Source organism: Gordonibacter massiliensis (ex Traore et al. 2017), from assembly GCF_019731765.1.
Taxonomy (GTDB): domain Bacteria; phylum Actinomycetota; class Coriobacteriia; order Coriobacteriales; family Eggerthellaceae; genus Gordonibacter; species Gordonibacter massiliensis.
The window spans coordinates 34,909-57,480 of record NZ_JAASIO010000012.1; the positions used below are offsets into that span (position 1 = coordinate 34,909).

Consider the following 22,572-nt stretch of genomic DNA (forward strand, 5'->3'; position numbering starts at 1 on the left):
TGCGGGGCATGCCGACGAACAAGAAACAAGAAGCGCCCCTTCTGCCCATCTACCTTATCGTGGGGGAGGACGCGCTCAAGCGCGACACCGTGATGAAGCGCCTGCGCGCCCGTCTCGCCGCGCTCGGAGACCTGTCGTTCAACGCCGACGAGTTCAACGGCGAGACGGCCGTCGGCGACGACGTCGTCACGGCCTGCAACACCGTGCCGTTCGCCAGCCCCGTGCGCCTCGTGGAGGTGCGCGCGGCCGACAAGCTCAAGAAGGCGGACGCCGAGGCGCTCGTGTCCTACCTCTCGTCGCCGAGCGAGACCACCGTGCTCGCGCTCGTGGCCGAGAAGCTGGCGAAGAACACGCGGCTGTACAAGGCCGTGGCCGCGCACGGCAAGACCGCCGTGATCGACTGCGCCCCGCTTAAGCGCTACGAGTTGCCCAAGACGGTGCGCGCCATGGCCGTGGGCCACGGCGTCACGCTCACGGAGGGCGCGGCGAACAAGCTCGTGGACCTGGTGGGCGAGGACACCGTCCACTTGGACAACGAGCTGAAGAAGATAGCGCTCGCGCACCGCGGCGCCGACGCCGTGAACGAGCACGAGATCATGGGGCTGGTCACGCGCACGGCCGAGGTGAAGCCCTGGGAGTTCGTGGACGCGTTCGCCGCGCGCGACGCACGCAAGTGCCTGCTGTACCTGGGCCGCATGGAATCGGTGTCACCCCATGCGCTGCTCGCCATGTGCACGTCGCGCTTGCGCGAGCTGGTGTGCGCCCGCACGCTGGCCGAACGCGGCAACCCGCGCGGGGTGGCCGCCGCCCTCAAGATGCCTGATTGGCGGTGCAAGAACCACGGCACCTGGGCTCGCGGCTTCAGCGGCGAGGAGCTGCGCCGCGCCATCGTCACCGCCCGCGACACCGAACGCGCCATGAAAAGCGGCGCGGACCCCGACGCCGCCTTCCTCGACTGGGTGCTGCAAGTGACCGTCCGCAAAGCCGGCTGAACCGAGGCCGGTTTCACGAGCCCGACGCTCCCCGTAAGGTCGATCTCATGATAGCCCGTTCGCGCGAAGCGCGAAAACGCGGCCCGCGGTTGCTTTTCCGGCTGCGCCGGAACGGGCGATCAGGAGATCGCCCCTACGGGGTCGCCTTCGCTGCGAAAATGCTCCAAATGGGGACAGTCCCCATTTGGAGCATTTTCCTTTCCCGAACGCGAGGAAGCCCCCGGTTCCGGGGGCTTCCTCTTCCCTTGATATGCGGACGGATCGCGGGCGATCCCGTTGCATCGAGCTTACTCGGCGGCCTCTTCGGCGCCCTCGGCGGCAGCGGCCTCAGCCTCGGCCTTGGCGGCCTCCTCGGCTTCCTTGGCCTTGCGCTTCGCAGCGGCGGCCTCGTCCTTCTGCGTCTTCTCGCGGCGCTTCGCCTTCTCGGCGGAGGCGGCCTTCATGGCTGCCTCGCGCTCGGCCTTGGCGGCGGCCTTCTTGGAGCCGGTCTTCTGCTCCTTCTTGGCCGGCTTCACGTAGGCGGCGCGGTCGGCGTCGGTCACCACGTCCTTCACGAGCAGCATGACGCCGCTCTTGCGGTTCGCGGCCTGGTTCTTGTGGATGACGCCCTTCGAGGCGGCCTTGTCCAGAAGACGGCAGGCGGCCAGTGCGGCGGCGTAGGCCTCGGCGCCGTTCTCGGCGGCCACGGCGTCCTTCACGCGGCGGATGGCGGTCTTCAGCTCGCTTTTCACCGCGCGGTTGCGCATGCGGGCCTTCTCGTTGGTGATGATGCGCTTCTTCTGGCTCTTGATGTTCGCCATGTACTTCGTTCCTCCAAAAAATCGAATGCCTTGTCTTGCGAAACTAATCGCGCTGCGCTTCCAGCGATACGGGCGGGCGATGCCTGCCCTCGCGGTCGCACGGTAACCGATCGCCTCGCAACAAGGCCCCGGAGGAGCCGCCCGCGCAGACGCGCGGGGCGTTGACGATGCATAGGAAACAGGCGGGATTTCTCTGTTTCGCAGACCAACCGGTCACCAGCGAGGACGAATCCGTAATGCAGCCACGTCTGCAGATTTGGCGATAAGATCATCGCACGCACGTATCGCTGGATACACAATGCGATAGAATACCAAACGTTGAGTACGTTTTCACGAGGAAATTCCCGAAAACACGTTTTTCGCTCGTGCACCGCCCGTATATAGAAGAAAGCGACTATGACCACCGACCCGACCCTCATCCGCAATTTCTCCATCATCGCGCACATCGACCACGGCAAGTCCACGCTCTCGGACCGCATTCTGGAGCTCACGGGCACCGTGGCTCACCGCGATATGCAGGAGCAGCTGCTCGACAGCATGGACATCGAGCGCGAGCGCGGCATCACCATCAAGAGCCAGGCCGTGCGCGTGGACTACACGGCCGACGACGGCCAGACCTACCAGTTCAACCTCATCGACACGCCGGGCCACGTCGACTTCACCTACGAGGTGAGCCGCAGCCTGGCCGCGTGCGAGGGCGCCGTGCTGGTGGTGGACGCCACCCAGGGCGTCGAGGCGCAGACCGTGGCCAACGCCATGATGGCCATGAACGCGAACCTCGACATCATCCCGCTCATCAACAAGATCGACCTTCCCGCGGCCGAGCCCGACCGCGTGCGCGAGGAGATCGAGGAGGGCCTGGCCATCCCCGCCGACGACGCGGTGCTCGCCTCCGGCAAGACGGGGGCGGGCGTGCACGATCTGCTCGAGGCCGTGGTGTACAACATCCCCGCGCCCACGGGCAACGCCGCCGGGCCGCTGCGCGCGCTCATCTTCGACTCGTACTTCGACCCCTACCGCGGCGTGGTGGCGCTCATCCGCGTGGTGGACGGCTCGCTCAAGAAGGGCGACCGCGTGCGCATGATGGCCACGGGCACCGAGGTGCTCGTGGAGGAGGTGGGCGCGCGCCGCCCCGCCGAGACGCCCATGCCGCAGCTGTCCGTGGGCGAGGTGGGGTACCTGGTCACGGGCCTGAAGGATGTGCGGCAGGTGAAGGTGGGCGATACCGTCACGGCCGCGGCGCACGGCGTGGACGAGCCGCTGCCCGGCTACCGCGACGCCAAGCCCATGGTGTTCACCGGCCTGTTCCCCATCGACGGCGACCAGTACGAGCCGCTCAAGGAGGCGCTGGAGAAGCTCTCGCTCAACGACCCGGCGCTGGCCTGGGAGCCGGAGAAGTCGCACGCGCTCGGCTTCGGCTTCCGCGTGGGATTTCTGGGACTTCTGCACATGGAGGTCATCAAGGAGCGCCTCGAGCGCGAGTTCGGGTTGGACCTCTTGGCCACGGCACCGTCCGTGGAGTACCACGTGTACAAGGCGGGCGGCGAGATGATCAGCCTGCACTCCCCGCAGGAGATGCCCGACCCCGGCGAGATCGAGCACATCGAGGAGCCCTACCTCAAGGCGAAGATCCTCATCCCGCCCGATTACGTGGGTGCCGTCATGGAGCTCACCACGGCGCGCCGCGGCACCTTCGTCACCATGAACTACCTGTCGCCCACCACGGTGGAGATGCTCTGGGAGATCCCGCTCTCGGAGCTCATCATGGACTACTTCGACAAGCTGAAGTCCAACACGAAGGGCTACGCCTCGCTCGACTACGACTTCGACGGGTACAAGCCCAGCAAGCTGGTGAAGCTGGACATACTGCTGTCGGGCAAGCCGGTGGACGCGCTGTCGTTCATCATCCACAAGGACAAGGCCTACGACCGCGGCCGCGTGCTCACCGAGAAGCTGCGCGCGATCATCCCGCGCCAGATGTTCGAGGTGCCCATCCAGGCCGCCATCGGCGGGCGCGTGCTGGCGCGCGAGACGGTGAAGGCCAAGCGCAAGGACGTGCTGGCGAAGTGCTACGGCGGCGACATCAGCCGCAAGCGCAAGCTCTTGGAGAAGCAGAAGGCCGGCAAGAAGCGCATGAAGAACATCGGCAACGTGGAAGTGCCGCAGGAGGCGTTCATGGCCATCTTGAAGGTGGACGATTAATATGGCGCGCAAAGACGATTTCGACTGGTTGGACGATCCGTTCGACGAGAAGAAGGCGGCGCGCGAGCAGGCGCAGGCCGCCACGTCGGGCGGCACGAAGATCGCCCTCGGATGCGGCTGCCTCGCCGTCGTGGTGGGCATCGTGGTGCTGCTGATCTTCGTCGGCATCAACATGATCGACGTGCTGGCCTCCTAGGGGCCTCATCGCCATGTTCGATTTCTTCCGAAGCCATAGGCTCCTGCTCGCACCCATGGCGGGCGTGAGCGACGAGGCGTTCCGGGCGCTCTGCCGCGAGCAGGGCGCCGACCTGGCCTTCACGGAGATGGTGTCGGCCAAGGGGCTCTCCTACGCGAACGAGAAGACGCGGCACCTGCTGCGCCTGGCACCCGGCGAGGACCAGGTGGCCGTGCAGCTGTTCGGCCACGAGCCCGACACGATGGCCGCGCAGGGCGCGTGGATCGAGGAGGCGATGGGGGAGTCGCTGGCCTACCTCGACGTCAACATGGGCTGCCCGGCGCGCAAGATCGTGTCGAAGGGCGACGGCTCGGCGCTCATGAAGGACCCGGAGCTGGCCGCCGCCATCGTGCGCGCCGTGCGCGCGGCCGTGGAGCATCCCGTGACGGTGAAGTTCCGGCGCGGCTGGGCCGAGGGCGACGAGACGTGCGTGGACTTCGCGCGCCGCATGGAGGACGCGGGCGCGTGCGCCGTGGCCGTGCACGGGCGCTACGCCGAGCAGCTCTACCGCGGCAGCGCCGACTGGGGCGCCATCGCGCGCGTGAAGGCGGCCGTGGGCGTGCCCGTCATCGGCAACGGCGACGTGCGCACGGGCGCGTGCGCCGTGGCGATCACGCGCCGCACGGGCTGCGACGCCGTGATGATCGCGCGCGGCGCCGAGGGCAACCCGTGGGTGTTCGCCCAGGCGAAGGCGGCGCTCGCGGGCGAGCCCGAACCCGCGCCCCCTTCCGTGGAGGCGCGCCTGGCCATGGCCCGCCGCCACGCGCGCCTGCTCGCCGAGCGCGAGGGCAAGAACATCGTGCGCATGCGCAAGCACGCCATGTGGTACATGGCCGGCCTGCCGGGCGCCGCCACGGCGCGGGCGCGGATAAACGCCTGCGTGTCGGTGGAGGACTTCGACGCGGTGTTCGACGAGCTGCTGGCGTGCGCGCAAGCGCACGCCGAGTGACCATTCACGTGGCGGAAGGGGATGCGTTGAACATGCACGACGCAGACGACCCGATCGTCGTCGGGTTCCCGCTCAGAGGCGAGTGGGCGGTTCCCAACACGCCGGGAACGCGGGTTCCCAGCCACGGCACCGACGCGCTGGGCTCGCGTTTCGCCTACGATTTCCTGCAGGTGGACTGGCAGCGCGCGGGCTGGCCCTGCTACCGTGCCAGCTTCCTGCGCTACCTCCTGCTGGGCGTTCCCATCGATTCCTGCTATTGCTACGGGGAGGCGGTGTACGCCCCTTGCGACGGCACGGTGGTGGGGGCGGAGGCCGATTGGCCCGAGCGCACGCATGCGCGCCTGCTCTCCGACGCGCGTCGGGCTGCCAGGAACAGCAACTTCGACCCAGAGGTCGGAGACGTGCGCGAGCTGGCGGGCAACCACGTGGTCCTGCGCTGCCGGGATGGCGTGTACGCCGCCCTTTGCCACCTGCGTCCCTCCACGGTGAAGGTGGAGCTCGGCCAGGTCGTGGCGCAGGGCGAGCTGTTGGGCGGCGTCGGGCATTCGGGCAACTCTTATTACCCGCATCTGCACTTCCAGCTCATGGACGACCCTGATTTGACGTGCGCCGCCGGCCTCCCGTGCGCCTTCGCCTCTTACGAGGTGTTTGAGCGCGGCGCATGGAAAAAGGTGCGCGAGGGCGTTCCGACGGCTGTCGATCGGATACGCTTTTTAGCATGACGGTTGCTCTCGGAAAGGTTGCTCCCATGCCCCATGATCCCTACAAGGCGCTCTACCTGCATCTGCCGTTCTGCGTGAAGCGGTGCGGGTACTGCGATTTCGCCACGGCGGCCGTGCCCGCCGATTCGCCGGAGATCGACGCGTACGTGGAGGACCTGTGCCTGCAGATCCGCCGCAAGGCGAAGGAGGGCGAGCTGGGCGCGATCAAGACGGTGTATATGGGCGGCGGCACGCCGAGCCATCTGGGGCTCTCGCGGCTGTCCATGCTGTTGTACACGCTGTCGCTCTCGATGCGGCTCGAACCGGACGTGGAGTGCACGATGGAGGCGAACCCGGAGAGCCTCACCGAGCGCATGGTGCGCGACGTGTGGGCGCTCGGCGTGAACCGCCTGTCCATCGGCGTGCAGAGCTTCGACGACGACGTGCTGGCCGTGCTCGGCCGCGCCCACGACGCAGATGCGGCCCGCCGCGCCGTGGCGGCCGCGCAGACGCGGTTCGAGAACGTGAGCGTGGACCTCATGTGCGGCATCCCCGGCCAGAGCGCCTCGAGCTTCGAGGCGAGCGTGCGCGAGGCCGTCTCGCTCGGCGTGGCGCACGTGAGCGTGTACCCGCTCACCATCGAGGCGCACACGCCCTTCAACGCGGCCGTGCTGGCCGGCGAGCTGGACGAGCCCGACGACGACGTGGAGGCCGAGCACATGGAGATCGCCGCGCACGTGCTGGCCGAGGCCGGCTTCGAGCGCTACGAGGTGGCCAGCTACGCGCGCCCCGGCTTCCAGAGCCGCCACAACATCGCCTACTGGACGGGCGTGCCGTACCTGGGCCTCGGCCGCTCGGCGGCCACGATGACCCAGAACGCGGAGCGCCGCATGCGCGTGCAGGACGGCCAGGTGACGGACGACCTGGACGCGCGCGGCATGGCCGCTGAGGACCTCATGCTGGGTATGCGCATGACGCGCGGCGTGTCCGACGACCACGTAGCGCGCGCGGCGGCGCTGCTGCCCGACGCCCCGACCGTGCTGGAGGAGCTCGAGCAGGAGGGCCTCGTCATGCACGAGGACGGCCGCTGGAGGCCCACCGAGCGCGGCTGGCTCTGCGGCAACGACCTCTACGGCGCGCTGTTCGATTTGGCGTGATGCCCGGTTTCGCCTCGCACGGCGCTCGGACGCCCGCCGTCGCGCCGTAACCCCCGCTCGCGGGGTGATCGGCGGGTTTCGGCGCCTTTCTGCATATTTCCTCCGCTTTTCTTAGCACTCTCTTGCATCGGCTGCTAAAATGTCTTCTTGGCGTCGTCAAGGCGAAGGCATCGCCGCTCGCGCGAGCCGGGGGACGGCTCGGATGCGGGGGCGGGGAGGTCCTGTGAGAGAGGAAGGTGGAGAGGCGTGCTATCGGATCGCAGGCAGCGGGTGCTTGCCGCGCTCATAGAAGAATACGTCGCGCGCGCTCTGCCGGTGGGCTCGCGCACGCTCACGGAGCGCTACCAGCTGGGCGTGAGCCCGGCGACGGTGCGCAACGAGCTTTCGGTGCTCGAGGACGGGGGCTACATCACGCAGCCGCACACCTCGGCCGGCCGCATACCCACCGACACCGGGTACCGCGCGTTCGTCGACAACCTGCTCACGACCGACTTCACGGGCGATGACGAACGGTACCGCCCGGTGGTGGACGAGCTGCGGCGCAGCGCGAGCGAGCTCGACGCGCTGTTGGAGCAGACGTCGTCGGCCCTCACGCGCATCACGGACTGCCTGTCCATCGTGCTGGCGCCGTCCGTGTTGAACCTGCACATCAAGCAGCTCTCCCTCATCTCGCTTTCCCCTTATCGCGCCCTCGTCGTGCTCGTCACCGAGGACGGCCAGGTGTTCAACCGCCAGATGGAGTTCGCCGAAGAGGTGGCTCCCGACGACCTCGCCCGCGTGCAGGTGTTCTTGGGCGACGTGTTCACGGGCAAGTCGCTCCAGCAGATCGAGGACGGGTTGGGCCAGGGCATGGCCGAGGCGTTCCGCGACCCACTCGTGCGCATGGCGCTCGACGAGGTGCTGTCGTGCTTGCAGGAGAGCGAGCTTTCGCGCGCGCATCGGCTGGGCGTGAGCTCGCTTCTGACGAAGCCCGAGTTCAGCCAGTCCCAGGCGCTGCTGCCCGTCATGCAGGTGCTCGAGAACGACACGGTGATGCTGCACATCCTGGACGAGGCGGTGCAGCAGGTCGACGGCACGCCCAGCGTGCGCATCGGGCGCGAGAACGACGCGGAGGAGCTGGCGGGCGTGTCGGTGGTGGCGAGCCGCTACGGGCGCGGGGATTCGGCCGGCGTCGTGGCCGTCATCGGGCCCACGCGCATGGACTACTCGAAGGTGTTGCGGGCGGTGCGCATCGCGTCCGCCGCGCTTCAGGACGTATAGGATTCGCACGGCGCCGGCACGGAGGCGGCGCCGTTCACGAGGAAGGTGCACGGAAGAGCAATGGCCAAGGATCTGTACGAGGTTCTGGGCGTTTCGAAGAACGCCACGGAAGACGAGATCAAGAAGGCGTTCCGACGCCGCGCGCGCGAGCTTCACCCCGACGTGAACAAAGCCGCCGACGCCGAGGACCAGTTCAAGGAGCTGAACGAGGCGTACGACGTGCTGTCGGATCCCGGCAAGCGCGCCCAGTACGACCGCTTCGGCACCGTTCCCGGCGCAGCCGGCGGCGGCAGCCCCTACGGCGGCGGATACGTCGACTTCGAGGACCTGTTCGGCGGCGGCTTCGGCATGGGCGACATCTTCAGCTCGTTCTTCGGCGGAGGCGGCGCGCGTCAGGCGCAGCGCCGCGAGGGCCGCGACATGGGCGTGGGCCTGCGCGTCACGCTGGAAGAGGTGGCGGCGGGCGCCAAGAAGGAGATCGTGTACGACCGCCTGGCTCCGTGCCCCGACTGCGACGGCACGGGCCTCGGCCCCGACGGGCGCGAGGTCACCTGCCCCGAGTGCGGCGGCCAGGGCCGCGTGGTCACGGTGCAGCACACGTTCCTCGGCGACATGCAGTCGGCCACGACGTGCAAGAAGTGCGGCGGCACGGGCCGCTCGGTGGAGAACCCCTGCCCCGAGTGCGAGGGCCAGGGTCGCGTGCCCGACCGTCAGCGCGTGACCGTGGAGGTGCCGGTGGGCATCCGCGACTCGCAGCAGCTGCGCCTGTCCGGCTTCGGCGAGGCGGGTTTGCAGGGCGCGGCGCCCGGCGACCTCATCGTCACGGTGCGTGTGCAGCCTCACGAGTTCTTCGAGCGCGACGGCGACAGCCTGCATGCGCGCGCGAACGTGTCCATCGTGCAGGCCACGCTCGGTGCCGAGATCGAGATCGACGGCATCTTCGAGGACGAGAAGGTGCAGGTGCGCATTCCCGAGGGCTGCCAGAACGAGCAGGTGGTGCGCGTGAAGGGCCACGGCATGCCGAAGTTCCGCAGCGATGCGCGCGGAGACTTGTTCGTGCACGTGAACGTGGTGGTGCCGAAGAAGGTGACGAAGAAGCAGCGCGAGCTCTTGGAGCAGCTCGCCGCCGACATGGGCGAGGACGTGCCCGACGAGCGCACGCCGCTGCAGAAGCTGCGCGACGCGTTCCAGTAGAGCCGACGGGCCGGTTGGCTGCCTCTTTGTCCGAGCGAGCGCAGCGGCGCCCCTGTCATCAGGCGGTACCCCTGTCATCCTGAGCGAGCGGAGCATTCGACAGTCCGGTGGACTGTCGAACTCCCGAGCACGCGGAGCGGGCGCAGGGAGGCCCTGTGGAGCGGGGGCGAAGGATCCCGTGCGGCGATAGCTGTGACGCTTCCCGCTGACGCCGCGCGGGATCCTTCGACTTCGGTCTACGGCCTGCGCTCAGGATGACAGGCATCAACATCCGTCGGAGAAAGGGTTTCCATGTCCCTCCCTCATTTCTATCTCGAAGACCAGGCGCTTGCCGACGAGGCCGACGGCGTGTTCCCGCTGCGCCTGGCCCCCGACGACGCCAAGCACGCGCGCGTGCTGCGCCTGGCTCCCGGCGAGCACGTGGCCGTGGTGGACGCTGCGCGCGACTACTTCGAATGCGAGGTAGTCGACTTCTCCGACGCGGTGCCGCTTGTGCGCATCGCCCAGCGCCTCGACGACGAGGGACCCCGTCCGACCGTGCTGCTGGTGCAAGGGCTCGCCAAGGGCGACAAGATGGACTCGGTGGTGCGCCACGCCACCGAGCTGGGCGTGGCCGGGTTCGTCCCGCTCGCGTGCGAGCGCTCCATCGTGAGGCTCGACGCCAAGAAGGCGGCCGCGCGCGCCGAGCGATGGCGCGCCGTGGCCAAGAGCGCCGCCATGCAGTCGGGCCAGCGCGCCGTGCCCGAGGTGGCGGAGCCGGCGACGGTCGGGGAGGCGTGCGCGCTGCTGGCCGGCGCCACCGTCCTGCTCGTGTGCTGGGAGGAGGCTCCGCGCACCGCGCGCATCGACGAAGCGATCGCGCAGGGGCTGGCCCGCGCGGGCGCGCTTCCCGAGGATGCCCGCGTGGCCGTGGTGGTGGGCCCCGAGGGCGGCCTCGCCGAGCACGAGGTCGAGGCGCTTCTCGGCTGCAACCCCCGCTCCTCGCTCGTCACGCTCGGGCCCTCCATCTTGCGCACCGAGACGGCGGGTATCGTCGCGCCCGCGTTCGTCCTGTACGAGCTCGACCGCCTCGCGCGGCGAAGCCAAGGGGCGCGGGAAGGGGCCTTCTCGTTCCCGCGCGAGACGAGGGGCGTGCGATGAGGTTCGCCATCGTCAACCTGGGCTGCAAGGTCAACCGCGTGGAGTCGGACGCATTCGCCGCCGCGCTCATGGCCCGCGGCGGGGTCCCGGCGGCCGAGGAGGAAGCCGACCTCGTGGTGGTGAACACGTGCACCGTCACCGGCGAGGCCGAGAAGAAGACGCGAAAGGCCGTGCGCCACGCCCTGCGCGCGAACCCGACGGCGCGCGTCGTGGTCACGGGATGCGCCGCCGCGCTCGACGCGGACGCGTTCTCGTCCATGGACCTCCGCGTGGAGGTCGTGCCCAAGGGCGAGCTCGCGGCGGCCGCGCCGAACGACGCCGCGCTGCGGGCGGGGGAGGGCTTCCGCACGCGCGTGGGCGTGAAGGTGCAGGACGGCTGCGACAACGCCTGCACGTACTGCATCGTGCACGTGGCGCGCGGGCGCGCGACCAGCCGGCCGGCCGACGGGGTGGCGGCGGAGGTGCGGGCCCTGGTCGCCGCCGGCGTGCGGGAGGTCGTGCTCACGGGCATCAACCTGGGCTCCTACGACGACGAGGGCCTGCGCCTGGCGGGGTTGCTGGAGCGCTTGCTGGACGAGACGCGCGGCCTGGGACCCCGCAGCGGCGGCCCCGACGCGCGCTTCCGCGTGTCCAGCGTCGAGCCCATGGACGTGGACGACGCGTTCGTGTCGTTGCTGGCCTCGGCCGAGGGGCGCGTGTGCCGCCACCTGCATCTTCCGCTGCAGTCCGGGTCGACGCGCGTGCTGTCCGAGATGGCGCGCCCCTATACGGCCGAGCGCTTCTGCGAGCTCGTCGACGGGCTCTACGCCGCCGTGCCCGAGCTCTCGCTGTCAACGGACGTCATCGCGGGCTTTCCCGGCGAGACCGAAGACGACTTCGCGATGACGCTCGAGGCCGTGCGCCGCTGCCGCTTCGCCAAGATCCACGCGTTCCCGTACTCGATCCGCACCGGAACGCCGGCGGCCGCGCGCTGTGACCAGGTGCCCGCGCCCGTCAAGGCCGAACGCGCGCGCCGCCTGCGCGAGACGGGCCGCGCGCTGCGCTCCCAAGAGCTTGCGCGCCGCGCCGGCACGCGCGAGCTCGCGGTCGTGGAGCCGGGCGGAACGGCCCTCACCGAAAGCTACTTCGAGCTCCCCGCACCCGAGGGCGCGCCGGCAGGCTCGCTCGTGGAAGTGACGTTCCCCAGAGGCTAGGCGGGAGCCGCCATGGCGTGCCGCCGCTGTTGAACCAGCATCGACATGCATCCGGCCAGGTTGTCATCCTGAGCATGCAACAGTCCAGCGGACTGTTGCACTCCCGTCCCCGCTCCGCGGGGCCTCCCTGCGCCTGCTTTGCGTGCCCGGGGCCTCGACAGCCCGCCGGACCGTCGAATGCTCCGCTCGCTCAGGATGACGACGCGCTGGCTTGCGTAATGTTAACGGTGGTTTGACAGCCAATGGGGTCCTTTCGGTACAAAAATCACCGACGCCCCCGTGTTTGAAGGTCCCTCGAGGCGACCTCTCTGCCTGTCGTTTTCCGCGACCTGCGGAAACTCGCTCGACTCTTGCAGGGTCGGGCTTCGAAGGTTCCCGGCGGCGACCTTGGGTGCGGGGGCATCGGTGATTTTTGTGCCGAAAGGCCCCGAGCGTATGCCGATGGCGCGCGTGCGCGAAGGCGCGTTCTTTCGCCGCCGCTCCCGCATTGCGTTACAGGCAGGCTTCTGCGCTTCCCGTCGTGATAGAATGTGCGCATGGACGGCAAGGGGAAGGAGCGGGCCATCTCCGATCGCGAGCATCGAAACGGGGCTGCCGACGAACGTGCGGCCGCGCGAGCGCGCCTCGAGGCGCGCCGGGCCCGCATGCACGAAGAGGAGGGCCGCCCTTCCCGAGCCCCATCGTCCCGCGTCGGCGCTCCGAAAGGCTCCGCGCGAAAAGCGGGTGCGCCTTCCCCCGCCGCGCCCCGCGCGTCGTCTGCCGGCTCGCCGCTCCCGTCGGCCGTCGCCGGCGTTCTCTCCGCCGCGCGCAACGCCGCCTCGCGCCTCTTCGGAATCCTCGGCCCGCGCGGCACGCTCGTCGCGGCGGGCGTGGTCGCGCTCGTGCTCGTCGCGGCCGTCGTGCTCGCGGCGCGCGGATGCGCGGCCGACGCGCCGGAGCCCGTCGACAACGTCCCGGCAAGCGGGGAGCAGAACGAAGGGCCCGAGCCCGAGACGGTGTCGGTGCCCGACTACCTCGATGCCGAGCTGGCCACCTCCCTCGTGCAAGCCGCCGCGAACGACGCCGACGTGGCCTGGATAGCGAACCACGCCGACGAGTACGCGGTCGACGGCGACGCGGTGCAGTACAAGCTGCTCAAGCTCGCCGCGGACGAGCCCGAGGCCGTGCCCTTCGTGCGCGCGTTTCCGGAGCGGTACCCCGCCGAGACGGGGGAGGGTTCGGGCGGCGAGAAGACCCAGGGCGGCGCGCCGCTGCTCTACCAATGGGACCAGCGCTGGGGCTACACGGTGTACAGCTCCACGACGTTCGCGCTCACGGGCTGCTGCCCCACGTCGCTTTCCATGGTGTACCAGGGCCTCACCGGTAAGAACGACCTGTCGCCTTACGACATGGGCGTGCGTGCGAGGGAAGGCGGCTACGAGACCCAGTTCGACGGCACCGACGCGACGTTCCTCGTGAACGAGGCTTCCGCGCTCGGCCTGTCGTGCACGCAGATCGACGTCAGCGCCGACGCGCTCGCCGCCGCGCTTTCCGACGGCGGGCTCGTCATCTGCAACGTGGGGCCGGGCGACTTCACTTCGGCGGGCCACTTCTTCGTCGTAACGGGCTTCGCCGACGACGGCACGCTCGTCGTCAACGATCCGTACTCGACCGAGCGTTCCGCGAAGAGTTGGGACGTCCAGCAGGTTCTCGGCCAAACCCAGGCCCTCTACGCCTACCGTCGCGCCTGACGCAGGGCGTCGGTTCGAATGGCGGAAGACGCCCCGCGCCCCGTTGTTTGCCGAAGTTCTTGTGCATCCGCACTATTTCCCTCTGTCGGTTCGATGACAACGGCGCAGGTGAGCCTTGCGCGTGGTACAATGCCCCCATGACAGACCAGACGCAAATCACCCTCACGGCGCCCACGAGCGTGAACATGGCGCTCGTTGTGGGCCAGGCCGACGAACTCCTCCATCTCGTGCAAGACGCGTTTCAGGCGCGCATCACCGTGCGCGGCGACACCATCGTGCTCGAGGGGGACCCGCTGGAAGTGCAGTCGCTCACGGCGCTGTTCTCCGACCTCATCAAACTCGCGGAAGGCGGCGGCGAGCCCACGGCCGACTACGTGCGTCGCGCCATCGACCTGCTGCGTACGGCGGAGTTCTCGCCCCAAGCGCTGCGCGAGGACATCCTGCTCACGTACCGCGGTCGGGCCATCCGCCCCAAGACGGCCGGGCAGAAGCGCTACGTGGACGCCATCCGCGAGCACACCATCACGTTCGGCATCGGGCCCGCGGGCACCGGCAAGACCTACCTCGCCATGGCCATGGCCGTGGCCGCGCTCAAGCGCAAGGAGGTCGGCCGCATCATCCTCACGCGCCCCGTGGTGGAAGCGGGGGAGAGCCTGGGATTTCTGCCCGGCACCCTCACCGAGAAGGTGGACCCCTACATCCGCCCGCTCTACGACGCGCTGTTCGACATGACCGACATGGAGCGCGCCACGCAGCTCATCGAGAGCGGCGTCATCGAGATCGCCCCGCTCGCGTTCATGCGCGGGCGCACCCTGAACGACAGCTTCATCATCCTCGACGAGGCGCAGAACACCACGCCCGAGCAGATGAAGATGTTCCTCACGCGCCTGGGCTTCGGCTCGAAGATGGTGGTCACGGGCGACGTGACCCAGCTCGACCTGCCGCGCGGCATCTCGGGCCTCAAAGGCGTGCGCGCCATCCTCGAGGGCATCGACGACATAGCGTTCTGCGACTTCACGGGCAAAGACGTGGTGCGCCACTCGCTCGTGGCGGCCATCGTGTCCGCCTACGACGAGGCCACCGGGAAGGCTTAGGAACATGGACATCCAGATAAACTACGACTACCGCAAAGACGAGCTCGAGAAGCTGCCGCTGCACGAGCTGGCGCAGTTCGTGCTCGCCCGCGAGGACAAGCCCTTCAACACGGAGGTCTCCGTCAGCTTCGTCACCGACGAGGCCATCGCCGAGCTCAACGAGAAGTACCGCAAGAAGGAAGGGCCCACCGACGTGCTGTCCTTCGAGTGCGACGGCGTGGACGACGACCTGTCGGCCATGACGCTGGCGGAGGACCCCGTCTTCGAGCTGGGGGACGTCATCATCGCGCCGGACGTGGCCAGCCGTCAGACGCGCGAGTTCGGCACCACGTTCGAAGAGGAGATCAGCCTGCTGCTCGTGCACGGCCTTCTGCACCTGTGCGGCTACGACCACATCGAGGACGACGAGGCCGAGGTCATGGAGAAGCGCGAGGCGGAGATCCTCGAGGCGTGGTCGAAGCGCACGGTGTAGCATGTCCGCTGAAACGGCGATAGAGGACGAGCCCGTGAGCACCTCCGGCGAGGACGGCCAGGCCGAACGCGACGGAAGCGCCCGCTGCGGCGGCGCGGGGTTCGTGCGCAACGACGCGGACAAGGGCGCGCGTTCGCGCTTCCCGCTCCTCTGCGCGTTCAAATGCGCCTGGGACGGCATAGCCTATGCGGTGCGTACGCAGCGCAACATGAAGATACACCTGGTCATCGCCGTGGTCGCCGTGGCGTTGGGTTTCGCGTTCGGCATCGACACGGCCTCGTGGGCCGCCGTCATCCTGTGCATCGCGGCCGTGTTCGCGGCCGAATGCGTGAACACGGCGATCGAGTCGGTGGTGGACCTCGTGTCGCCCGGGTACCACGAGCTCGCCCGCCGCGCGAAGGACTGCGCCGCCGGCGCCGTGCTCATATTCGCCGCCGTGGCCGTGGTGGTGGCCTGCGTCGTGTTCATCCCGCCCGCCTGGGCGCTGGTGTTCGGCTGAGGCAAGTGTCGCGCGCGGCTCGACGATAGGACAAGGCATGCCGGCGCGGCCGGCTCGACGACAAGGAACGGTCAATGGAATCTAACGCGCCCGAGCACTTCAAATCTGGGTTCGTCACGCTCGTGGGCAGGCCGAACGCCGGCAAGTCCACGCTCGTCAACGCCATCATGGGCAAGAAGATCGCCATCACATCCGACACGGCGCAGACGACGCGGCACCGCTTCCGCGCCGTGCTCACGCGGGAGGATTTCCAGCTTATCCTCGTGGACACGCCCGGCTTGCACAAGCCCCACGACGCGCTCGGCGAGGAGCTGAACACCTCGGCGCTCAAGGCGCTCGAAGACGTGGACGTGGTGGCCATGCTCATCGACGCCTCGCAGCCCATCGGCCGTGGCGACGAGTGGGTGGCCGAGCAGCTGAAGCGCGCCCGCGCGAAGAAGATATGCGTGCTGTCGAAGGTCGATCTGGCCACGCCGAAGCAGATAGAGGCCCAGCGCGAGGCCGCCGAGCGCCTGGGCACATGGGATGCCATGGTGGGCCTGTCGTCGGCCACGGGCAAGAACGTGGAGGCCTTCGTGGAGGAGGTCGTGTACCTGCTGCCGGAGGGCCCTTCCTGGTTCCCGGCCGACATGGAGACCGACCAGCCTATCGACGTGGTGGTGTCCGAATTCATCCGCGAGAAGATCCTGCGGTCCTTCCACGACGAGGTGCCCCACGCCATCGGCGTGCGCGTGGAGGAGATGGAGTACGACAAGAAGAAGGACCTCCATCGCATCTTCGCCGTCGTTTACGTGGAGCGCGACAGCCAGAAGGGCATCATCATCGGCAAGAAGGGCGCGGCCATCAAGCAGATAGGCACCGAGGCGCGCGCCGACCTGGAGCAGCTGCTGGGCACGCGCGTGTACCTGGACCTGTCCGTGAAGGTGAAGAAAAACTGGCGCCGCGACGCCGCCCAGATCCGCCGCTTCGGCTACGGCGAGGGCGCTTGAGCATCATCGTATTTTGATTTGGTCCGCAAGGGCGATCCTCTATGTTTGCCTGATGCGCCCCTCGTTCGGCCCACTTGGGCCGAACGTTCCCTCTCTGGTCAGGCGGAGGTCTACAATGACATCTGAGTGGGAGAGCGATCCTCCGTCGCATGCGACGGAGGATCGCTGGGGAAAGGGGAGATTGTGGTTGATATCGGGCAAAAAGTTCGTCTTCGTTTCACGGGTACGCTCGATGATGGAACCGAGTTCGACAGCAGCGCGCGGCGCGGCGAACCATTCGAGCTCGTCGTGGGTTCGAAAACGATGCTTTCCAGGTTCGAGAAGGCCGTAAACGAGATGGAAATCGGTGAAAAACGTATTGTGCGTATACCGGCCGACGAAGCGTACGGCGTTTACGACGAAGACCTCATACAGACCGTGCCCATGGATTCACTGCCCGGTGCCGGGCGACTGCATGACGGCGATATTGTTGTGCTTTCCAGTCCGGCGGGGCCGCTGACCGTCAAAGTCGTCGAGGTGGGCGATCAATCGGTGACACTTGATTTCAATCATGAGTTGGCCGGAAAGGATCTAACGTTTTCTCTTGAACTTGTGTCCATCGTGCGAGAGTCGGCCATCGAGTGCGAAAGGCATCCGGCAGGTTGCGCATGTGGGTGCGACCGGTTGAAACAGTCGCTCGCATCGTGATGCGGCACGATGCGACGAGGGGAGGCGCGGGTGCATAGGAGCGTTACAGAAAAATCCAAGGCCTTCGCAGGGAAGCATGCGGTAGAGGAAGTCCCCGTTTGCGACATGGACTGGGAACACTCTTTGCTGATCGGTACCGACGGTCGCGCATACCGCGAAATCGAGACAAATATCTGGGCCGCAAGTGCAACGCCGGACGTGCTCTACCTAGGAACGGGGAGGCACGGCGGAGGCATCGTGCTCAGACCGCTGTACGTGCAGATCTGCGGCACATGGCTCAACGTGTCGACCGGGCGTACGGCGCCCTTCAACACGCTGCCTTCCGTTTGACGAGTCGACTGCGAGGATGGTACATTCCTTGCAGTCGACTCCCTTTGAAGGGATTAGAAGTGTGATGGATGACATCCGAAACGCTGCTGAACTGCTCTCGCAGAACACGCGCGAAGAAGCCGGTTCTCTTCACTGGCGCTATCGCTGCGAGGGCTTGACGCGCATTTGCGAGGCCACCGCTTGGTCCGCCGAGCCCGGTCTCGCCTATCAGCGCATGATCGACGCTGTGGCAGATGTTTTGCATTGCGCCCAAGCACATCTGCACCTCATAACGGTGGGTGGCGATCGGTTCGTAAAACTCGCCTACCACGCCTCCGAGCAGCAGCAAGCCTTTCATGAAAGCGTGCTGCTCGCAACGACGGGCCGCACGCAATGGATGATGAGGACACACAACCCCATCGTCATGGACTACGAGCATCCCAACTGCGAAGACGAGATCCCGCCCGAGGCATTCGAAAGCGGCCTCAAAAGCGCCGTGAGCATTCCGCTTCTGGCCGGCGACGAGCTTCTGGGCATGTGCTCGATCGTCTACGAGACGTCTGTGGAATGGAGCGAGGACGGCCTTGCCTACCTGCTGCAAATCGGTCGCGTGCTGGGCGTGGCCATCCAGCGCATGCAGATCACGAAGAAGGCTGGCGAACTGCAGGTTCTGGACGAGCGAAAGCGTCTTAGCTCGGAGATACACGACAACATATCGCAGCTCGTCGGATCGCTTTCCCTAAGCGTCGCTGCGATTCTCGCATCCTACGAGGCAGGCGACGAGGATGCGGTGCGAGCGGATCTCGAGCGATTGGAAGCGTTGAGTAGTAAGGTCATGCACATGCTGCGCGACGAGATGCTTTCGCTGCGCATCCCCCTTGAGCACACTGACGGGTTCATCACGGGCGTCGAGGATTGCCTAGCCCATTTCGAAGCCAACTGGGGTATTCCCGTTGACTTCCATATGAAGGCATCGAACAAGCCGCTCATCATATCCCTGCAGACGTCATTGCAGTTGACACGCATTCTCAACGAATGCCTCTCGAACACGCTTAGGCATGCCGAGGCGACGCGCATCGTCGTGACGGTTGAGAAAAGCACCCGCTTTCTCACGATGACGGTGGAGGACAACGGACGCGGTTTCGATCCGAGCGCCGTGCCTTCGGAGCGGCTCGGTCTCAAGATCATGCACGAACGCGCCGCCGTGGTGGATGGCAAGCTCACCATCATTTCAGGATTGAACGGCACAACGGTCTGCATCGATATCCCGCTGGACAGATTGGACGGCATGAGAGGATAGGCCATATGGACGAAACCGGAACAGCGGCGCACGAAGTGCCTGCACGAGTGCTCCTCGTGGACGATCAGGTGCTCTATCGAGAGGGCCTGTGCGGGCTGGTGCGCCGTTGGCCGGAGTTCGAAGTGGCGGGAGAAGCGTCGAACGGCAGGGAGGCTGTGGAGTTCTGCCGTCGGAGCGTTCCAGACCTCGTGCTCATGGATGTCCAGATGCCCGTCATGGACGGCGTCGAGGCGACGGGCATCATATGCGACGCGCATCCCGGGATCGCCGTGGTCATGCTCACAGTGACCGATGACGACGAGTACCTGTTCGGCGCACTCTACAACGGCGCACGCGGCTATATCTTGAAAGACATGCCCTCGCGCCAACTGCGTAACCGTCTTCAGGGCGTCATACGGGGAGGAGGGGTTCTTTCCGATGCGGTCACGGAACGGGTGCTTCGAGAATTGGGGTCGAGTCGCGCGCAACGCCATCTTGTTGCGCGAGGCGACGAGCAAGGCGCTCCCGCAAAGCTTTCTGAACGCGAAATCCAGATACTTCGCCTCGTAGCCAAAGGCCTTTCGAACGAGGAGATCGGCGCGCAGTTGTACCTGAGCGCCGGCACAGTGAAAAAGCAGTTGAGTGCCCTCATGCAGAAGCTCTATCTATCGAATCGCGTTCAAATTGCCGTGTACGCGATTCGCGTCGGCCTCGTCGATTAACCCCCTTCGCCTTGCGTGGAGCCGTTCGGCCTCGGAAGGGGTCGAACGGGGCAAGTGTTCTTCCGTTTCCTTTCGAATCCAACCTGATCGGCCCGGTCCATTTAGGGCCGGCGGAGGATTACCGCCGGCAGACGGCCTTCTTACAATATCAATCACGCGAACCTCTAAGAGAGGGTCGAGATTCCTGTTGTGGGAAGGAGAACAGATGAAGGAAGAGAAGAGCGGCACGGCCGTCGGCGCATGCGGGGAGCTTGAGACGACCACGTTGCAGAGCATCGCCTGCGGCGGCACGGGGGGAGACCTGACGGCGGTCGATGCCAAGGACGGCAAGATTGTCCGCATTCGCCCCATCAACTACCTGGACACCTACACCGAGGAGGAGCTCGAGCCCTCGATGTGGAAAATCAAGGTGGGCGACGAGGTGTTCACGCCCGGCTACAAGTCGGCACCAAACTACTTCGCACTGGCATACAAGAACCGCGTGTACTCAAAGAACCGCGTGCGGTATCCCTTGAAACGCGTGGACTGGGAGCCGGGCGGCGATCCCGCCAAAATCAACGCCGCCAATCGCGGCAAGTCGAAATTCGAGCGCATCAGCTGGGACGAAGCCCTCGACATCATGGAGTCCGAAGTCAAGCGCATCGTCGAGAAGTACGGCCCCTACTCGGTGCTCACCATCGGCGAGGACGGCCATCGCGAGTCGAAGAACCTTCATGCAGGCGGCGGCATGCACTCGACGTTCATGAGCAAGCTGGGCGGTTACACGCGCGAAGTGCGCACGCCCGACTCCGTCGAGGGATGGTACTGGGGTGCCAAGCATTTCTGGGGCTCCGGATGCAACAAGGGCCTCGGCATGCCGGCCCCTCCGCAGACCGGCTACAACCCGTGGCACGTCCTGCGCGACATCTCCGAGCATACCGAACTCATCGCGTTCGCCGCAGGCGACTGGGAGCTCACGCAAAACTATGCCAGCCAGATGTGGTCGCGCCTGCTCAAGTTCTGGGAGAAGGTGGGCAAGGAGTTCGTGATCGTCGACCCGTTCTGCAACTACACGGCGGTCTGCCACGACACCATGAAGTGGATCCCCATCCTGCCGAACACCGACGCGGCGCTCGATTTCGCCGTCATGTACGTGTGGATCACCGAGGACCTGTACGACAAGGAGTACATCGAAACGCATTCCGTCGGTTTCGACAAGGTCAAGGCATATGTCCTTGGCGAGGACGAAGAGGGCATCGCCAAGACGCCCGCCTGGGCCGCCGAGCGCTGCGGCGTTCCTGAGTGGACCATCAAGGCATACGCGCGCAACCGCGCGAAGAAAGTCACGGCCTCGGTGCATTTCAGCTCCGGCGCCATCAAGGGCCCTTACTCTCACGAGCCCGGTCGCACCCATGCCTACCTCTTGGGCATGCAGGGCTTTGGCAAGCCCGGCGTGCAGCAGGCGTTCATGAACGCTTCGCTCATCGGCAAGGAGACCATCGCTCGCTCGACGTCGTCTCCTTTCTCGTCCATCAATCAGTGCCGCATGTTCTATCCCAGCGAACAGAAGATCCCGCGTACGCTCGTTGCCGAGGCTCTGAAGAACGGGCATGCGGAATGGTGGGGCTCTCCCGCCATCGTGTACGTCGAGACTTCCGAGCAGTTCCAGATGAACAGCTACCCGACGACCCCGGAGACCTATGCGGCGGCGCTTGGAACCGTGTCACCCGAGTTGGCGCGCTCCCAAGGCAAGTCCCTCGAAGACCTGCAGGCTGCCATCGACGAGAAGCTCAAGAACATGCCAGAGTTCAACAAGATACATATGCTGTGGTCTGAGAAACCCTGCAACATGAACTGCTGGGACGGCGGCTTCAACTACCAGGATTCCATCCGCACCGACGAGGTCGAGTTCTTCGTGACCAACCACCAGTGGCTCGAGAACGACTCGCTGTTCGCCGATCTGGTGCTGCCGGTTACGACGTGCGTCGAAGACAACGACGCTATGGGCGGATCGATGGTCGTTTCGGTCCGTCACGACTCCCTTACGCCTCCGGCTTGCGACCGCGTCGGCGAGTCGAAGAGCGACTTCGAGATCGCATGCGAGCTCGGCGAGCGCTTCGGTGTCCGCGACCAGATCGATATGGGCATGACCCAGGACGAGTGGATCCGCTACGGGTTCGAGCAGTCGCGCCTCGGCGAAGAGATCACCTGGGAAGAGCTTAACGAGAAGCTGTTCTACATTCCGAAGCAGGATCCCGATCAAGACCAGGTGCTTCCCGGCATGCGCGGCTTCTACGAGGATCCGGAGAACTGGCCGCTCGACACGCCGTCCGGCAAGCTCGAGTTCTGGTCAGAGGCCCTAGCCGAGAACTTCCCCGACGACATGGAGCGCCAGCCCATGGCCAAGTGGATCGTCGGCGGACCCAAGGAGGATGGCTGGTCGCATGACGAGACCCTGTGGGGCGAGCGTTGCCACGACTACCCGCTGCTGTTGGTGGCGAACCCCGCCCGCTTCCGCGTGCACGTGCAGGGCGACGACATTAAGTGGTTCCGCGAGATCGAGAACGTGAAGGTGAAGGGCAAGGACGGCTACAGCTACGAGCCGATCTGGATCAACCCTGCCGACGCAGCGGCCCGCGGCATCGAAGCCGGCGACATCGTGAAGATATACAACGACCGCGGCACCATCCTCACGGCTGCTTATCTTACCGAGCGCGTCATTCCCGGCGCTGTCATGGTGCACAAAGGATCGCGCGTCGACCCCATCGCCCCGCATCTGGACCGCGGCGGAGCGGCCAACCTCATCAGCCCGAACAACCAGGTGTCCAAGCACTGCAAGGGCTTCGCGGTCTCGGGTTACCTGGTGGAGGCCGCCAAGGTCGAGGATGCCGAGATGGACCGGTGGAAGCAAGACTATCCCGACGCCTTCGCTCGCGACTACGATCCGGCGATCGGCATCAACTACAACTCCTGGGTCGTGGAGTAGAAA

21 protein-coding genes are annotated in these 22,572 nt (G+C 66.5%); 20 read left to right on the forward strand and 1 reads right to left on the reverse strand.

The window, feature by feature from the left end; genetic code table 11:
- The first annotated feature begins 8 nt into the window (after positions 1-8).
- Complete coding sequence (gene holA, locus HCH03_RS12440; protein WP_221689756.1) at positions 9-992, forward strand: DNA polymerase III subunit delta; 984 nt, start codon at positions 9-11, stop codon at positions 990-992.
- Between the two features lie 287 nt (positions 993-1,279).
- On the opposite strand, the gene rpsT is transcribed toward holA, so the two are convergent.
- Positions 1,280-1,792 (reverse strand): 30S ribosomal protein S20, encoded by a 513-nt coding sequence (gene rpsT, locus HCH03_RS12445; RefSeq protein ID WP_221689757.1) that lies wholly within the window; start codon positions 1,790-1,792, stop codon positions 1,280-1,282.
- Positions 1,793-2,188: 396 nt separating this feature from the next.
- On the opposite strand from rpsT, the gene lepA reads away from it, so the two are divergent.
- The 19 genes from lepA to HCH03_RS12540 all read left to right on the forward strand — a co-directional run bounded on the left by lepA (position 2,189) and on the right by HCH03_RS12540 (position 22,569).
- Positions 2,189-3,994: a translation elongation factor 4 gene (lepA, locus tag HCH03_RS12450; RefSeq protein WP_221689758.1), complete on the forward strand. Its 1,806-nt coding sequence runs from the start codon at positions 2,189-2,191 to the stop codon at positions 3,992-3,994.
- Position 3,995: 1 nt separating this feature from the next.
- Positions 3,996-4,190 (forward strand): hypothetical protein, encoded by a 195-nt coding sequence (locus tag HCH03_RS12455; RefSeq protein WP_221689759.1) that lies wholly within the window; start codon positions 3,996-3,998, stop codon positions 4,188-4,190.
- A gap of 13 nt (positions 4,191-4,203) precedes the next feature.
- Positions 4,204-5,178: a tRNA dihydrouridine synthase DusB gene (dusB, locus tag HCH03_RS12460; RefSeq protein WP_221689760.1), complete on the forward strand. Its 975-nt coding sequence runs from the start codon at positions 4,204-4,206 to the stop codon at positions 5,176-5,178.
- Between the two features lie 32 nt (positions 5,179-5,210).
- Positions 5,211-5,900, forward strand: a complete 690-nt coding sequence (locus tag HCH03_RS12465) for a M23 family metallopeptidase (protein WP_221689761.1) — start codon at positions 5,211-5,213, stop codon at positions 5,898-5,900.
- 26 nt (positions 5,901-5,926) lie between these two features.
- A complete protein-coding gene (gene hemW, locus HCH03_RS12470) occupies positions 5,927-7,036 on the forward strand; it encodes a radical SAM family heme chaperone HemW (RefSeq protein ID WP_221689762.1) in 1,110 nt (369 codons plus the stop codon).
- A gap of 246 nt (positions 7,037-7,282) precedes the next feature.
- Positions 7,283-8,296: a heat-inducible transcriptional repressor HrcA gene (gene hrcA / locus HCH03_RS12475; RefSeq protein ID WP_221689763.1), complete on the forward strand. Its 1,014-nt coding sequence runs from the start codon at positions 7,283-7,285 to the stop codon at positions 8,294-8,296.
- 60 nt (positions 8,297-8,356) lie between these two features.
- Positions 8,357-9,490 (forward strand): molecular chaperone DnaJ, encoded by a 1,134-nt coding sequence (dnaJ, locus tag HCH03_RS12480; RefSeq protein ID WP_080143115.1) that lies wholly within the window; start codon positions 8,357-8,359, stop codon positions 9,488-9,490.
- A 291-nt stretch (positions 9,491-9,781) separates the two neighbouring features.
- Complete coding sequence (locus HCH03_RS12485) at positions 9,782-10,630, forward strand: RsmE family RNA methyltransferase (protein WP_221689764.1); 849 nt, start codon at positions 9,782-9,784, stop codon at positions 10,628-10,630.
- Positions 10,627-11,823 (forward strand): MiaB/RimO family radical SAM methylthiotransferase, encoded by a 1,197-nt coding sequence (locus HCH03_RS12490; RefSeq protein WP_221689765.1) that lies wholly within the window; start codon positions 10,627-10,629, stop codon positions 11,821-11,823. Before HCH03_RS12485 ends, HCH03_RS12490 begins: the two co-directional genes overlap by 4 nt.
- A gap of 536 nt (positions 11,824-12,359) precedes the next feature.
- Positions 12,360-13,553 carry a C39 family peptidase gene (locus HCH03_RS12495; RefSeq protein WP_246600013.1) on the forward strand — a complete coding sequence of 398 codons (1,194 nt, stop codon included), beginning with the start codon at positions 12,360-12,362 and terminating at the stop codon, positions 13,551-13,553.
- A gap of 137 nt (positions 13,554-13,690) precedes the next feature.
- The gene (locus HCH03_RS12500) at positions 13,691-14,647 is read left to right on the forward strand and encodes a PhoH family protein (protein ID WP_221689766.1); all 957 of its coding nucleotides are present in this window, start codon (positions 13,691-13,693) and stop codon (positions 14,645-14,647) included.
- 4 nt (positions 14,648-14,651) lie between these two features.
- A complete protein-coding gene (ybeY, locus tag HCH03_RS12505) occupies positions 14,652-15,119 on the forward strand; it encodes an rRNA maturation RNase YbeY (RefSeq protein WP_221689767.1) in 468 nt (155 codons plus the stop codon).
- A gap of 1 nt (position 15,120) precedes the next feature.
- On the forward strand, positions 15,121-15,618 hold the full coding sequence (locus HCH03_RS12510; protein ID WP_185906199.1) for a diacylglycerol kinase family protein: 498 nt from the start codon (positions 15,121-15,123) through the stop codon (positions 15,616-15,618).
- 74 nt (positions 15,619-15,692) lie between these two features.
- Positions 15,693-16,607, forward strand: a complete 915-nt coding sequence (gene era / locus HCH03_RS12515; protein WP_221689768.1) for a GTPase Era — start codon at positions 15,693-15,695, stop codon at positions 16,605-16,607.
- A 183-nt stretch (positions 16,608-16,790) separates the two neighbouring features.
- Complete coding sequence (locus HCH03_RS12520; RefSeq protein ID WP_221689769.1) at positions 16,791-17,294, forward strand: FKBP-type peptidyl-prolyl cis-trans isomerase; 504 nt, start codon at positions 16,791-16,793, stop codon at positions 17,292-17,294.
- A 105-nt stretch (positions 17,295-17,399) separates the two neighbouring features.
- Positions 17,400-17,624, forward strand: a complete 225-nt coding sequence (locus HCH03_RS12525; RefSeq protein WP_080143107.1) for a hypothetical protein — start codon at positions 17,400-17,402, stop codon at positions 17,622-17,624.
- Between the two features lie 64 nt (positions 17,625-17,688).
- The gene (locus HCH03_RS12530) at positions 17,689-18,903 is read left to right on the forward strand and encodes a GAF domain-containing sensor histidine kinase (RefSeq protein WP_246600021.1); all 1,215 of its coding nucleotides are present in this window, start codon (positions 17,689-17,691) and stop codon (positions 18,901-18,903) included.
- A gap of 5 nt (positions 18,904-18,908) precedes the next feature.
- Positions 18,909-19,604 carry a response regulator gene (locus HCH03_RS12535; RefSeq protein WP_221689771.1) on the forward strand — a complete coding sequence of 232 codons (696 nt, stop codon included), beginning with the start codon at positions 18,909-18,911 and terminating at the stop codon, positions 19,602-19,604.
- 205 nt (positions 19,605-19,809) lie between these two features.
- Positions 19,810-22,569: a molybdopterin-dependent oxidoreductase gene (locus tag HCH03_RS12540; RefSeq protein ID WP_221689772.1), complete on the forward strand. Its 2,760-nt coding sequence runs from the start codon at positions 19,810-19,812 to the stop codon at positions 22,567-22,569.
- The last annotated feature ends 3 nt before the right edge of the window (positions 22,570-22,572 follow it).

What these genes read in the sequence shown, in the direction of transcription:
- HCH03_RS12490 (WP_221689765.1), top strand. Translation starts at nt 10,627, where the DNA reads ATGAGGTTCGCCATCGTCAACCTGGGCTGCAAGGTCAACCGCGTGGAG.
- holA (WP_221689756.1), top strand. Translation starts at nt 9, where the DNA reads ATGCCGACGAACAAGAAACAAGAAGCGCCCCTTCTGCCCATCTACCTT.
- ybeY (WP_221689767.1), top strand. Translation starts at nt 14,652, where the DNA reads ATGGACATCCAGATAAACTACGACTACCGCAAAGACGAGCTCGAGAAG.
- lepA (WP_221689758.1), top strand. Translation starts at nt 2,189, where the DNA reads ATGACCACCGACCCGACCCTCATCCGCAATTTCTCCATCATCGCGCAC.
- HCH03_RS12535 (WP_221689771.1), top strand. Translation starts at nt 18,909, where the DNA reads ATGGACGAAACCGGAACAGCGGCGCACGAAGTGCCTGCACGAGTGCTC.
- HCH03_RS12530 (WP_246600021.1), top strand. Translation starts at nt 17,689, where the DNA reads ATGGATGACATCCGAAACGCTGCTGAACTGCTCTCGCAGAACACGCGC.
- HCH03_RS12525 (WP_080143107.1), top strand. Translation starts at nt 17,400, where the DNA reads ATGGACTGGGAACACTCTTTGCTGATCGGTACCGACGGTCGCGCATAC.
- HCH03_RS12510 (WP_185906199.1), top strand. Translation starts at nt 15,121, where the DNA reads ATGTCCGCTGAAACGGCGATAGAGGACGAGCCCGTGAGCACCTCCGGC.
- dusB (WP_221689760.1), top strand. Translation starts at nt 4,204, where the DNA reads ATGTTCGATTTCTTCCGAAGCCATAGGCTCCTGCTCGCACCCATGGCG.
- HCH03_RS12485 (WP_221689764.1), top strand. Translation starts at nt 9,782, where the DNA reads ATGTCCCTCCCTCATTTCTATCTCGAAGACCAGGCGCTTGCCGACGAG.
- HCH03_RS12495 (WP_246600013.1), top strand. Translation starts at nt 12,360, where the DNA reads ATGGACGGCAAGGGGAAGGAGCGGGCCATCTCCGATCGCGAGCATCGA.
- hemW (WP_221689762.1), top strand. Translation starts at nt 5,927, where the DNA reads ATGCCCCATGATCCCTACAAGGCGCTCTACCTGCATCTGCCGTTCTGC.
- era (WP_221689768.1), top strand. Translation starts at nt 15,693, where the DNA reads ATGGAATCTAACGCGCCCGAGCACTTCAAATCTGGGTTCGTCACGCTC.
- HCH03_RS12500 (WP_221689766.1), top strand. Translation starts at nt 13,691, where the DNA reads ATGACAGACCAGACGCAAATCACCCTCACGGCGCCCACGAGCGTGAAC.
- HCH03_RS12540 (WP_221689772.1), top strand. Translation starts at nt 19,810, where the DNA reads ATGAAGGAAGAGAAGAGCGGCACGGCCGTCGGCGCATGCGGGGAGCTT.
- rpsT (WP_221689757.1), bottom strand. Translation starts at nt 1,792, where the DNA reads ATGGCGAACATCAAGAGCCAGAAGAAGCGCATCATCACCAACGAGAAG.
- HCH03_RS12465 (WP_221689761.1), top strand. Translation starts at nt 5,211, where the DNA reads ATGCACGACGCAGACGACCCGATCGTCGTCGGGTTCCCGCTCAGAGGC.
- dnaJ (WP_080143115.1), top strand. Translation starts at nt 8,357, where the DNA reads ATGGCCAAGGATCTGTACGAGGTTCTGGGCGTTTCGAAGAACGCCACG.
- HCH03_RS12455 (WP_221689759.1), top strand. Translation starts at nt 3,996, where the DNA reads ATGGCGCGCAAAGACGATTTCGACTGGTTGGACGATCCGTTCGACGAG.